This is a genomic window from cf. Phormidesmis sp. LEGE 11477, assembly GCF_015207105.1.
In the GTDB taxonomy this organism is placed as follows: Bacteria; Cyanobacteriota; Cyanobacteriia; order Phormidesmidales; family Phormidesmidaceae; genus Phormidesmis.
This window is the reverse complement of the sequence record NZ_JADEXO010000042.1, coordinates 1-12,242: the sequence shown is the minus strand read 5'-3', so window position 1 is coordinate 12,242 and position 12,242 is coordinate 1. Positions and strand designations below refer to the sequence as shown.

General features: G+C 50.4%; 10 protein-coding genes and 1 tRNA gene. 3 read left to right on the top strand and 8 right to left on the bottom strand.

Annotated features, from left to right (window positions below):
- Positions 1-126: 126 nt before the first annotated feature.
- Positions 127-3,105 (bottom strand): tetratricopeptide repeat protein, encoded by a 2,979-nt coding sequence (locus IQ256_RS13745; RefSeq protein WP_193856112.1) that lies wholly within the window; start codon positions 3,103-3,105, stop codon positions 127-129.
- Positions 3,106-3,333: 228 nt separating this feature from the next.
- Between IQ256_RS13745 and IQ256_RS13740 the strand changes: the two genes are divergently transcribed.
- Positions 3,334-5,055 carry a SagB/ThcOx family dehydrogenase gene (locus IQ256_RS13740; RefSeq protein ID WP_193856111.1) on the top strand — a complete coding sequence of 574 codons (1,722 nt, stop codon included), beginning with the start codon at positions 3,334-3,336 and terminating at the stop codon, positions 5,053-5,055.
- 3 nt (positions 5,056-5,058) lie between these two features.
- Here the strand turns inward: IQ256_RS13740 and IQ256_RS13735 are convergent, their stop codons facing one another.
- From IQ256_RS13735 to IQ256_RS13720, 4 genes are all read right to left on the bottom strand, one after another.
- Entirely contained in the window at positions 5,059-5,934 is an 876-nt protein-coding gene (locus IQ256_RS13735; protein ID WP_193856110.1) for an NAD(P)-dependent oxidoreductase, read from the bottom strand.
- 329 nt (positions 5,935-6,263) lie between these two features.
- Positions 6,264-6,446, bottom strand: coding sequence for a hypothetical protein (locus IQ256_RS13730; RefSeq protein WP_193856109.1), 183 nt, complete (start codon positions 6,444-6,446; stop codon positions 6,264-6,266).
- Between the two features lie 246 nt (positions 6,447-6,692).
- The gene (locus IQ256_RS13725; protein WP_193856108.1) at positions 6,693-6,944 is read right to left on the bottom strand and encodes a hypothetical protein; all 252 of its coding nucleotides are present in this window, start codon (positions 6,942-6,944) and stop codon (positions 6,693-6,695) included.
- A 357-nt stretch (positions 6,945-7,301) separates the two neighbouring features.
- Entirely contained in the window at positions 7,302-7,835 is a 534-nt protein-coding gene (locus tag IQ256_RS13720; RefSeq protein ID WP_193856107.1) for a metal-binding protein, read from the bottom strand.
- A gap of 186 nt (positions 7,836-8,021) precedes the next feature.
- Between IQ256_RS13720 and IQ256_RS13715 the strand changes: the two genes are divergently transcribed.
- Positions 8,022-8,094: transfer RNA gene (locus IQ256_RS13715), tRNA-Val, on the top strand.
- A gap of 343 nt (positions 8,095-8,437) precedes the next feature.
- Here the strand turns inward: IQ256_RS13715 and IQ256_RS29650 are convergent.
- Both IQ256_RS29650 and IQ256_RS13705 read right to left on the bottom strand, forming a co-directional pair.
- On the bottom strand, positions 8,438-8,617 hold the full coding sequence (locus IQ256_RS29650; RefSeq protein WP_228024862.1) for a hypothetical protein: 180 nt from the start codon (positions 8,615-8,617) through the stop codon (positions 8,438-8,440).
- Between the two features lie 155 nt (positions 8,618-8,772).
- The gene (locus tag IQ256_RS13705) at positions 8,773-9,003 is read right to left on the bottom strand and encodes a hypothetical protein (RefSeq protein WP_193856106.1); all 231 of its coding nucleotides are present in this window, start codon (positions 9,001-9,003) and stop codon (positions 8,773-8,775) included.
- Between the two features lie 373 nt (positions 9,004-9,376).
- On the opposite strand from IQ256_RS13705, the gene IQ256_RS13700 reads away from it, so the two are divergent.
- Positions 9,377-10,669 (top strand): MFS transporter, encoded by a 1,293-nt coding sequence (locus IQ256_RS13700; protein ID WP_193856105.1) that lies wholly within the window; start codon positions 9,377-9,379, stop codon positions 10,667-10,669.
- Here IQ256_RS13700 and IQ256_RS13695 read toward each other — a convergent pair.
- Positions 10,662-11,873, bottom strand: coding sequence for a CHAD domain-containing protein (locus IQ256_RS13695; RefSeq protein WP_193856104.1), 1,212 nt, complete (start codon positions 11,871-11,873; stop codon positions 10,662-10,664). The two genes, IQ256_RS13700 and IQ256_RS13695, sit on opposite strands and share 8 nt — an antisense overlap.
- Positions 11,874-12,242 lie beyond the last annotated feature (369 nt).

Sequence of the window (12,242 nt, the reverse complement as noted above, 5' to 3'; positions counted from 1 at the left end):
GCTGAGCACTCAGCTTGATTAGGTCAAAGGCTGCAGCCTTCGGTATCGAGGTTGTAGCCTTCTTTTTGAGTATGCATCCGCGCATTTATGACGTATCTTTCAACAAGAGCACTCTATGCGTGAATGTCAACTGACTAGCTCTTTGAACCAATCGTCATTCCAAATCTCTTCAAAGATCTCATCGGCGAGGGCTTCTTGCTTGTAGCTAGGCTCTAGGCGGACTGCCTGCTGGAGATTTTCTAAAGCGAGATCGTTTTCTCTTTGTAGCGCATAGCAGAGTGCTCGGTTGTAATACGCCTTAGCGTAGTTTGGATTGGTTGCGATCGCCTTATCAAAACTCTTCAGCGCATCGAGATCTCTCCCTAGCCGCATCAGCACATAGCCGCGATTGTCCCAAGCTTTGGCTAATTTAGGATTGAACCTCGTTGCTTTTTCAAAAGAGGCCACGGCTTCTTCGTATCGTTCTAGCTCAGTTAGCGCCAGTCCTCGGTTGAGCCAGGCGACGGCATCATTCGCCTGCAGCGTCACCGCCTGATCAAAAGATTCAAAGGCTTTGTCATGAGCCTGTAATATGCCGAAGGCAACGCCTCGATTGACCCAGGCTTCGTGATAGTCGGGGTTGATATCTAGGGCGCGATCAAAAGCTGCGATCGCCTCTTCTCTTTTCCGTAGCCGGCTCAATACCATACCTTTGTTCAACCAGGCTTTGGCGTCGATAGGATCTCGCTCTATCACCTGTTCAAACGCTTCTAGGGCGGCTTGATACTGTCGTAATTCTCGCAGTAATCGTCCTTTCTGGTACCAGGCGTCGTTGTTATTAGGTGCCAGTTTAGTGACTTCGTTGAGCGCTGCCAAAGCGTCTTCTTTTCTATCTAACTCCAGCAGCGCTTTACTTCGGCTAAACCATAGATCCGCGTTAGATGGCTGCACGTCTAATGCGCGCTCATAGGCAGCTAGGGCTGCTTCATACTGTTCATTTGCTAACTGTTTATCGCCTGCTTCAATAAACTCGTCTGCAGTTAGAAACAGCTCAGGGCGATTGCCTTGCAGCCGGTTCATTTGCTCTGTCAGCTCGCCGAGCTGCTTTTGCGAACTGCTCATAAACGAGTCAGCGATATAGTCAGGGGCTACTCTGCCTAGCTCCTTCATAATCTGCTGCTTCTCGCTTTCAGCTTCTGCCTGTAGCTTGCTTAGCTTGGCTTGAATATCTTCTTTTACCTTAACAATCTCTTCAACAGCCTGTGACTGCTTGGCATTCATGCCGCTCTGTAGGGCTTCTAGATTTTCACTAAATTTCTCTTCTATCTGACCTAGTCTCCCTTGGGCAGACTGCTGCCGATCGGCAGCGGCTTCAGCTAGTTCACCGATTTGTTCACCGAGTCTAGCATCGAAGCTGTTGAGCTTGCTGAGGATAACATCGCGCCTGCCAAAGACGGCATTGCGAACGCCGGAAAGTTCGCCATTAAAACTGTTCTCTATTTCTAAGAGCGATCGCATTAACTGTTCTTTCTCACTGCTGATACCTGACTGCAGCGCGTCCATTTCCTGAGTAAATTCTGTCTGCAGCTGCTGGACGATCTCAAGTGTTTGACTGCGCTCTTCGCCCAGATCGGCTTGTAGGTCAGTGAGCTGATTGGCAAAGGTACGAGCAGTTTCAGAGAGTTCGGTATATAGCTGCGATTTACGAGTATCTAGATCGCCGCTCATGTTAGCGAGCTGAGCCCGAAAGCCGTCGGCAGTAGACTGCAGTTGCATGATTGTGTGCTTGCGCTCTTCACTGACGCCTGATTGCAGCTCTGATATCTGAGCTTGAAAATCGTTGGCAATCCGGTCCATATCGCCAAGCAAAGTGCCCTTGCGCCCCTCTACATCGGCTTTGAGCGTAGCGAACTGAGTGAGAAAACCATCGGCAGACTGCCGGAAGCTTTGCATCATGTCAGATTTACGCGCTTCTACTTCACTGCGGATATTGTTAAACTGCTGCTGCAACTCTTCGGTAGAGCGTTGAATATTTTGCAGGGCCAGATCTTTGTGCCCAAGTGCGCTGGCCTGAATCTCTTCTAAGCTTTCGGCTACGCTAGTTTCAGAGGTCTTGAGCTGTTCTATAGAAAGATCTCGCTGCTCTTCTATTTTAGCTTTGGCCGCCGCTTCTACTTCCGAGAGCTTGGGCCCAAAATCGCTGCTGGCCTGGCTTAGCGCCGCTAGTATGCGATCTTGCTCTGCTAGGGTTTGGGCCTGCACGCTACCCATCTGGTCAGATAGAACAGATTCCTTGCGGTCGAGTTCATCAAAGAAAGCGGTTTTGCGGCGCTGGGTTTCTTCTTTGATCACGCCGACATGGCGAGAAAATTCGGCTTCGGAGGTGGTAAAGCGTTGCAGAATGCGCTGGCCTTCGACTTCGGCTTCGGTTCGTAGGTCTGCCAATCGCTGTTTGGCCTGATTTTGCAGGGCGATCGCCGCCTCGTCAAAATCTGTTGCTGTCGATTCTAGCTTGCTATTGATATCTTCTAGCTGCTTTTCCCAGTTTTTAGCAGTTTGCGCCTTGAAAGTATCTAGCTCTTCGACTAGGGCATACAAAATGTCTCTTTGTTCAGCAATTTCCCGCTGAAAGTTGCTGGAGCGACCCTGTAGCTCGCCTGAGAGATCGTCTGCCTCCGATAGAACGCGGTTGAGGCTACGGGTGGCATTGTGTACCTTATTTTCTAGCTCGGTCATCTCGTTGAGCTGAGTGCGAACAACGGTGGCCACTTCGTTAACAACCGATCGCCGCAGCAGCCACAGCGTCAGCACACCGCCTCCTAGCACAATCACCAATGCGCCGATGGTAATCGAAAGTAGCGTATAGGCGCGGTTGAGGGTGTCTTCTGCGTCGCGCTGCTGCTCAAGGGTGAGCGGACTGACGGGCTGCCCGGTTAGCGGCTCAGTTGGCGGTTCAATTGGCGGTTCAACGGCGGGCGTATCAGGCGCTGTCGGGGCGGTTTGAGCGTAGAGGGGCTGGGATGCGATCGCCCAGAAACCCGGCGCGATGCCAGCCAGCAATAGCCAACCGACTAGCCAACGACTACTCAATATCATCAACTGTCCTATTTTTTGATTCCCCTGCATGGGTGACCTCTGATGGACTAAGCCAATAGCTGGCTGGCTTCTGATTTACCTGTCGAGCTTGCTAGTCGCGGTGTTCACTAGCATCTTACCTGAATCGTCAGGGTAGCAGATTCTTTGAGCGCTGTATCTAATTCCGCGACCTGCTGGTGCGGTGTCTGATTTCTGTAAGGGAGCACACCCCAAACCCGCTACAATTGTCGCAAATAGCCGTTATCCAAACGCTTTTCCATGGCAGATGTCTCCATCGCCCAGCACTACCATCAACGGACAAAATATCACCCCGAAACGCTCGCGGCCCAAAGCCAAAGTGGGGGCTTAGACTGGTCGCAACAGCCTATTCCCTACAAAGATTATAAGATCGGCCACAGCGTTGATCTAAAGCCTTATTTAGAAGAGCATCCCCCCGCAGAGCAGACGCCGGGGACAGGGTCTGTGACCGGGGCTCAGCCTACCTCTGAGGTCTGGCGCTGGTGGCGAAGGCTCTCTCGGCTGCTAATCGATAGCTATGGCCTTACGGCAAAAGTAATGACCTTTTCCGGCGAGGCGATGTATCTGCGCTCTGCGCCTTCTGCCGGAGGGCTCTATCCCGCCGAGCTGTATCTGGTCTCTAGAGGAACCTCGCTGCTGCCTGCCGGACTGTACAATTATCAGGTTCGCACGCACTCTTTGTGGCGATTTTGGGACGATCATCCCTGGCAGGATTTGCAGGCTGCCTGCTTCTGGCACCCCTCGCTAGAGACGACGCAGCTAGCGCTAGTAGTCACGACTATTTTTCAGCGGTCGGCCTGGCGCTACCGTGACCGGGCCTATCGTCGGGTGTTTCTCGACGCAGGCCATCTGCTAGGAAATTTGGAAGTTGCGGGTGCCCTCTGCGACTATCGACCGCATTTGATTGGTGGCTTCGCCGACGAGCGGCTAAATCAATTGCTGTATTTGAACAGTGAAGAAGAAAGCGCGATCGCCCTGCTAGCCCTAGCCGATCTTTTCGAGATAGAACAAAACCTACCGCCCGCTCGCAGTGCCCTTCCCAGTCCTATCCACACGGATATTGCCGCGCTCCCCGATGGCCAACTGCTAGGCTATCTACATCAGAACACCCTGATTTCTGTTGATTCTGGCTTTGGACAGCAGCAGCAAAAAGATCTAGATACGCCCGTTCTACCAGTCGGATCTGCTTCCGCCGCCGCTGCCATAGATACTGCGCTTGCCGATGCAGAAAATTTAGACAAATCTGATGCCAAAGCGCCGGAACAACCAGACAACGATGAGTCTACTGATGCCCAACCATCTGGCAAAAGTCCGTCTGCCGATAAGTACAACTTTCCATTTGGCATTGCGGCTTCGACGAAGACACTGCCGATTATCTGGGGCGATCGTCTAGGCGATCTAGAGCAAACTTTACTCACCCGGCGCTCTACTCGCCGCTATGCTCGGGCTCCTTTGCAAAAGGCTGACCTCTTTGCCCTGCTCGACTTTACCTATCACCCAGAGCACTACCAGCCACAAGAATTTGACGCCCATCCCGATTACTTTGACTTAAGCTTGATCGAAACCTTCGTGGCGATCTCCAATGTAGATGGATTAGAATCTGGCTGCTACTACTACGCCCCTCAAGCTGAAGAGCTGCGCCAAATCCGCTTTAATCAGTTTCACAAAGACCTTCACTTCCTTTGCCTGGGGCAAGATCTTGGCAGAGATGCCGGGGCGGTAATTTTTCATACGGCAGATCTAGAGCAAGCGATCGCCAAGTATGGGGATAGGGTCTATCGCTATCTGCATATGGACGCTGGACACCTTGGCCAAAGGCTGAATCTAGCGGCTACTCGTAGAGGTATTGGCGTCAGCGGTATTGCCGGATTCTTTGACGATCAGGTCAATGAACTGCTGAGCATTCCAGCAGAAGAAGCAGTTCTATACATCACCACCGTAGGCAAAAAGCCGAGTCGATAGGCATTATTCGATGGCACCCATGTCTCTAACGGTTCGTGCGATCGCCGAAATATCCTCGTCGCCATAGCCTTGTGCCATTAGCCCTGTCTCTATCTGTTCTACATAGGCCGCCATCGGTAGCGGCAGACCCAACTCGCGCGCCGCTGCTAGGGCAATTTCCAAATCCTTCTGATGCAGCCGCACCCGAAAGCCCAGGGGGTACTCATTGTCGATCATATTGCTAGAACGGTTCGTCAGCCCCCAAGAGCCTGCCGCGCCGCTGCCTACTGCCTGAACGACTTTCTCCATATTCAAACCAGCTTTTAGGCCCAGCGCCATGCCTTCGGCTACAGACCAATAGGTGCCAGCCACGATGATCTGATTGATAGCTTTAGTCGTTTGACCTGCGCCAATCGCACCGACGTGCGTAATTGTGCTGCCCATCGTTGATAGAACGGGTCTGGCCCTTTCGACGTCTGCCGCTTCGCCGCCGATCATAATTGAGAGCGTTCCTTTCTGAGCGCCTTCTGAGCCACCAGAAACAGGCGCATCTAGCATACGGATATTTTTCTGGGCAAGCCGCGCCGCAATCTCACGGGTGGTGCTAGGGCTGATTGTGGACATATCAATGACCAAAGCACCGGCCTGTGCGCCTTCGATGATGCCGGATTCTTCGAGGATAACGGCTTCTACATCAGGCGTGTCACTGACGCAGGTGATGACAATATCGGCACTAGCAGCAGCGGCCTGAGGGGTAGGGGCCGCGATCGCACCGGCTTCTACCAAAGGCTGCTCCTTAGCACGGGTGCGATTATGTACCGTCACCGAATAACCTGCCTTCAGCAGATTCAACACCATCGGCGCGCCCATCGTGCCGAGTCCTACAAATGCAATGTTCATCAGCTCTATACGTAGTAAAGCAGCAAGTTAGATAGGGTACGAACGAACAGACATTAGCTGTCACAAACTATCACAAGCTTGTGGATGTACGCTCTCAAAAGCAGATTAACGTCTATGTGTGCTTACCTGCCACTTAAGCCGTTGGCAGATACACAAAATCCCCAGCCAAGGGCTAGGGACTCTGTCGATACAAAGATATTTTTGTAAACCTAGATTCGGAGAGGCCGCTGAACTAATAAGCGATTTGATCAACGGAATAGTTGAACAAGCAGCCGGTCAAACAAACAGCCTCATGCTTCAAAAAGCTCATGCTTCAAAAAGATAGAGAGTTACTCAGCCGCGCAAGGGTCAGCCGCGCAAGGGTCAGCCGCACAGGGGTCAGCCGCGCAAGGATCAACTTCCACATCTTCGACTGGATCAGTTTCAACCGTTGTATCAGGTGTACAGCTAGCAAGCGTACCAAGACCGAGAACAGAAGCAGCAGCAACAGCCGCTAGGTATTGAACTTTCATTTTGAACTCCTAATAAGGTAAATAGTAAATTGTTTTGAATTGCAACGAACTGGCTCAGTAGAGATTAATCTCATAAGAGCAGTATGTTCTATCTATCGATCTAAAAACTGAGAAAGTGCTGAGCGTAGTACGAGCGCGAGCAGAGAGCTAAATTAATAACTTGTATCTTTACCGCTTAAACTGCTTCGCATAGACTGAACCGCTTCGCATAGACTGTGAAAGGCTATCGTGGTTGCCTTTCACTAGCTATTCGACAGTCTCTTCTACGTCCTCAGCCGCGTCATCAACAGCCTCGTCCGTTGTCTCAGCCGCATCATTAACAGCCTCACCAGCATCATCGATGGCTTCGTCTGTTGCATCTACAGCATCATCAACGGCTTCGTCTGTTGCTTCACCAGCATCATTAACAGCTTCGGGAACATCGGTATTACAGCCACTCAATGTGGTTAGACCGAGCATAGAAGCAGCCACTAAAGCTATCAGATACTTAAATCTCATTGCTGTAATTTCTCCTGTTTTCACAAAACTCTGATTAACGCAGTTCTAACTTGCAAAATCCTATCAGCGTTGGCCAACATTAAGTTGTTGACGCTACCGTTGGTTATTGCAGAAACAGTTTCACCGCGATATCCACAAAGTTAATTCTTGTTGCTGTAGGTGTCAAGTCACTAAACAATGACGAAAATCCCAGAACCTTTTGTCTGAGGCACTCGAAGAGAATTATTACTCTTTAGTCATTTTTAGTTGTTCTCTTAGCGCTGTCATTCAGGAGATTTCTCTCCCAACCCTGTTGTAGAAGACCTTTTTTGAGATAGAGATCCAGCCTTTTGTCTCGTTTCTCTGCTTGTTCTTCTTTTACTTGTCTTTCTTTGCGGCTTTTCTCTTCTTTCGTCTTTGTCTGCTGAGCGTACTGCCAAAGGCATCACTAATAGAGTGACTAATCGACCCAATCTCTAATCCAACAACAACGGCTAACCATTCAGACAAATATTTTCTGAACAGCAGACGAAAGGGTTCTCTTATGGTTTGCCAGGTGAGCTGAGCGTCCCAGAGCACATTCAGTAGGCTCATGCCGACAACCGTAAACAGTGACAGCCACGCTGCTAGGTAAACGACTCGCAGGGCAGTGCCGATGATTGGCCCGTGGGAAAGCCGTGAGCGATGCTTGATCGCGATCTGATAGGGCAGCCATATCCAGCGCAGTGGTCCCCATCGAACGTATTGAATAGAACGGATGTCTAAATCAGGACCAAGCATAAAGCCACCCACTAAAAAAGCAAGTGAAACGATAACCGTGAGTGGCAGACTGTAGGTGAATCCAAAGGCACTGATAGTCACAAAGGGTAAGCACCAAAGCGTAATCCGATCGTGAGTGCGGCCTGCTGGCATGGTGGACAACCAAATAGATGGGTGGATGCACCATCTAGTAATACAAATGAATTGATCGCTGTCAAGTGAAGGTGAAGTAGGGGGTGGGGAATAGGGAGCGAAAGCTGTCAGAAATTTTCTTGGCAATTATGATCCACGAGCTGTTATTATCTAAATCCTGATGCGTGGTCATACCGCATTAGCTTCGGGCGATTAGCTCAGTTGGTAGAGCGCCTCCCTTACAAGGAGGATGTCACAGGTTCGAGTCCTGTATCGCCCATATGTTTTAGCCCCACATGTTTTAGCTATGTACCACCAAGGCTCGTCTGCTGATGTACTAGCAGACAGGCAATACGGATTCTGAGCCGCTGACGGTTGTAATCTTCTGCTTCATGCTCTCTACGCAAAGGGTTATACAAAGAATTCTGATATCACGGCTAATCCGTTGGACTCGCCTGGACTGCGTTTGGATGAGTCACCGGACTTCGGCTCCGCTCAGTCCTCGGGAGCTACTTCTACTCGATCGCGTATCTTCATCAGCTATTTTTGCTGGTGCGGTTGGCCTATCGGCAGCAGTTTCAGTATCCACTGGGTGAGCATTTGAACCCGCTGAACTGGGTGGTCTAGACGGATGAGTCGGATACGGCGGGTTTGATTGGGGAGCTTTTGAGGGCGATCGCAGGTGACAGAGCTGGATGGACGACATGGGTCACTATTTCATCCAAGACGTCATTAACCAAGCCTGTGATCGCCTCACCCGAAACCTCACTGCCTAACGCTCGATAGCTTCGTGTAATACGCACAGACCAAAGCCCCGTCTTACTATCGATGCACTTAAAACGCAGCGATGGATGAAAAGGATTTTCTTTCCAGAGGCGATACGCTTTTCCTGCTGACTTTCTGACCGGATCTTTCAGATTTTGATAGGCATCTCAAAACGATGGAAGTGTGGCAGACTTCATAGCTGCTCGTAGTTCATCGGCGTTGATTTTCCTTCGGCGATTGCCTGCTTTGCAGCCTGCGCCGATGCGATCAAATGGTCATGTGTAAGCTCAAAAGAGGATTCCCATCTCTTCTCGTCCTCTAAGTCGGCAATGAATTCACGAACATACTCAACGACTTTCTCTTGTAGGGCACTCGGCAACGACTCAACCATTGTCACAATCGTCGTAATCGAAGGAGAAGACATAGGATGCTAAGACTGATAGTACATCTAATATTCGAACACAGATAACTGTATTGCCTGTCATCATTGTACGTACATAGCCTTCACCGCCTCAATTCGTCAAAGCCCAAAACCTGAACCGACACAGGTACAATTCACGGTTGTCGCCTTTTGGTTTCAGATGATGTTCTGCTGCACTGCGACGACGATTGTGTAAAATTCTGCGGCTGAGCGGCTAAAGCTTCATGCCTACCTACTCCTGACGTTCTTTATGTTGTGAAGTCAGAAATCCATTAGCAAGACATAAGAACTAGGCGTAAGGTAGATAGGCGGCGCGTAGCCGCATTCACAGGTTGCTCGCTAGCAGACCGCCTATCACAAATGCGAGAAAGTACACATGCCCTTTCAGTCTTCACGTGGTGATTCACCAGGTGATAAGCCCAAGCTGCCGCTGCAGTTTTGGATAGTTGCTTCGATCGCGTTCATTAATTCTGTTAGCTTCACTGTCATCATTCCGACGTTGTATCCCTACGCTATGCAGTTCGGGCTGAGCGATTTTGAGGCAAGTCTGCTAACGACGGCATATTCACTATCGCAGTTTGTCGGAACGCCGATTCTAGGACAGCTCTCTGATCGGTTGGGACGTAGGCCGCTGCTAGTGATCAGCTTATTGGGCACCGTGATTTCTAACTTGCTGGCGGCGATCGCAGGTGTTCCTTGGCTACTGTTTGCCGCTCGCATTTTCGACGGACTCACAGGCGGCAATAACTCTGTGGCTCAAGCTGTCGTTAGCGATATCACCACCCCCGAGCAGCGAACTCAGGCATTTGGTATCTACAGCGGATTGTTTCGTCTAGGCTTTGTTGCGGGTCCGCCGTTGAGTTACGTGGCGCAGCTAGTACCGCCTGTTCGAGTTGGCCAGTTGGCGGTGTCGTCTTTAGGCATGAGTTTTCTGGTATCGGCAGCGATCGCCTTAGTCGCCGCCATCCTATGTTTCTTTTTCCTAGACGAAACTCAGGCTAATCATCAAAAAGTCAGTCAGTTAGATAGCTCAGCAGCTACAAAGTCAGTATCAAAAAATAGAGTCGCCAAGAAGTTCAACTTCGCTAGCCTTTTCACGGCGCTAGCTCGCCCGGTTGTGGGTCGCATCTTGCTGATGACTTTTCTCAACGGGGCGACCTTTACGATCTTTACCTTTGCGTTCCAGCCATTTTTTATCAATGTGCTTGGACAAGATGCTAGGAATTTGGCGATCGCATTTGTCGCCTTCGGCATTCTGGCCTTTGCCTCTCAGGTGTTCGCCCTAGAACCTTTACGCAAACGCTTTAGCATTGTCAACGTGCTTGTGGGTGCGCTGATTGCCCGAGGTGTTTTATTTTTACTGATGCCTGCTTTGCCTAATATCGTGGCTTTCTCTGTGCTACTGGGTTGCTTTGGTTTGGTAAATGCATTCCCGATGCCGCTAATAGACTCGATTCTATCGACGCGCAGCGATCAGTCAGAGCAAGGCGAAGTGCTCGGTCTTAATGCGTCGTACTTGAGTATCTCTAACGCTATCGGGCCTGCCATTTCTGGGCTGCTAGTCACTGCTTTTGGCTATTCGTTTCCCTTTTGGGTCGCAGGCGCGCTGACAGTGATGGTGGCAGGGTTTGCGCTGACCCTTAAACAGCCAGAAGCAGAAGCTAGCTAGACAGGCGTAGAGATGTAGAAACTCGCTCGCTGCCACGAGAAGGCGCTGCTAAGTTCAAGCTAAGTCTCTTCCAAGCGACAGTCACGTCCATATCCGTTCCTGCCTGAGTCTCTGCTGGCACGTTGAGGTGATCGCACAGTCCCAGATACTTTGCTTGCAGCGGCTGCCACTGTTTCCACAAGTCCAATCTCGATGATTGGAATGCTTCGTAAAGGGTTGGCAGCTTGTCAGTCCACTTTGGGCCTAGTTCATCGGCTAGAAATTCGCTGACCACTAGCTGGTCTTGGATCTGACCTAAAACGCTTTGTAGCGATCGCAGCTCTCTAATCTGAGCTGCATAGTGAATGCCGTATAAGCCTCGGAAGAACTCGGCTTGATAGCGAACGCCTTTGATCTGCTTACGCAGGTCGTGAAGCTGCTCGCCATGCTGATCTAGCTGCTGATTTAGCTGACCCAGCGAGATTGGTTTGAGAATGTATCGCTGCGAACTGCCCGCTTTTTTAGCGTTCTTGTCAGTTGCTTTGGTCGCCACCTCCCAACCGGGGTGCTGTAAGAGATGGGCGAGCGGTTTGATCATCTTTCTAATGGCGCTACTGGCCGCTGGCCGCTGTGCTACCGGGCTGAACTTAGGCTGCTTGGTCCAGCCTTTGCACTGCTTTACTAGCCGCTTGTAAGTAGCGCTATTAAGGGCGGTGTCCATGCGGGCAAACTGCTTTTTTCGTCGCTTTTTTAGTACCTTTAGCAAAGACTGAATCACCTTTTTTTCCTTCTTGCTAAAGGCGTGGCTCGGCGCTGCGATCGCGTCAGCTTTTTCTCGTTTATTGACCTTTTTCTTGGCTTTGCGATCGCTAGCCGCCTCTAGCAATTGCCCAAACCACTGCTGCATCACATCAATATCGCGCACTTTGCCCAGTGCCTTAGTCAGCTTAGCGACTGAGCGCGACAGGGCAATGGGGGTAGTACCCTCTATTTCTACCGTGTCAGAAAACAGCAGCAGTGCTGATCGCAGCAGCCGAGTCGCAATCCGCATCTGGTGCAAATTTTCAGGATCGGTATCGGATAGGACAGGCGATCGCAGCTTAAATACCTGCTTCGACTGCTTACGAATTGTTTGGTAGGCATAGCCGCCGATGAGTTCTCTATCCCTGGCTATCTGGGACTCAGTCATTAGGCCGGATGTGCTCTGTTTGGTGATGTCGTTCATAAGGTTCTATGTTCAGCCACTGACGCCGGTTTTCTCTCTTCTGCCGACTTTTATGTGCTGGCTTTTATGTTGATTTAGCTGAACCGATTCAGTAAGATTTTTGTTCAGTAGGAGTGCTGTGGTCACTGTCTCTAATGCTACTAACGCGCCCCGGCAGTCTTTAAAACCTAGAAGCTTCTCTTAATCTTTAAAGATTGACTTTAGTAACCACGTTGCTGACCAGCTCCTAAGCAGCTTATTAACCGAATCTTAATCTTATGATAGTTCCCACTTTCTGAGCTTTCCTTTGAGCTTTCTACAGTGGCTCAGCTACGGTTGCTCTGATGCAAAACTCATTCTGGATTACTTGCGATTGAGGATAGAAATTGG

Excerpts from the sequence above, each read along its gene's own strand:
- IQ256_RS13705 (WP_193856106.1), bottom strand. The coding sequence starts at position 9,003 with ATGTCTTCTCCTTCGATTACGACGATTGTGACAATGGTTGAGTCGTTG.
- IQ256_RS13745 (WP_193856112.1), bottom strand. The coding sequence starts at position 3,105 with ATGCAGGGGAATCAAAAAATAGGACAGTTGATGATATTGAGTAGTCGT.
- IQ256_RS13695 (WP_193856104.1), bottom strand. The coding sequence starts at position 11,873 with ATGAACGACATCACCAAACAGAGCACATCCGGCCTAATGACTGAGTCC.
- IQ256_RS13720 (WP_193856107.1), bottom strand. The coding sequence starts at position 7,835 with ATGCCAGCAGGCCGCACTCACGATCGGATTACGCTTTGGTGCTTACCC.
- IQ256_RS13735 (WP_193856110.1), bottom strand. The coding sequence starts at position 5,934 with ATGAACATTGCATTTGTAGGACTCGGCACGATGGGCGCGCCGATGGTG.
- IQ256_RS13725 (WP_193856108.1), bottom strand. The coding sequence starts at position 6,944 with ATGAGATTTAAGTATCTGATAGCTTTAGTGGCTGCTTCTATGCTCGGT.
- IQ256_RS13700 (WP_193856105.1), top strand. The coding sequence starts at position 9,377 with ATGCCCTTTCAGTCTTCACGTGGTGATTCACCAGGTGATAAGCCCAAG.
- IQ256_RS13740 (WP_193856111.1), top strand. The coding sequence starts at position 3,334 with ATGGCAGATGTCTCCATCGCCCAGCACTACCATCAACGGACAAAATAT.
- IQ256_RS13730 (WP_193856109.1), bottom strand. The coding sequence starts at position 6,446 with ATGAAAGTTCAATACCTAGCGGCTGTTGCTGCTGCTTCTGTTCTCGGT.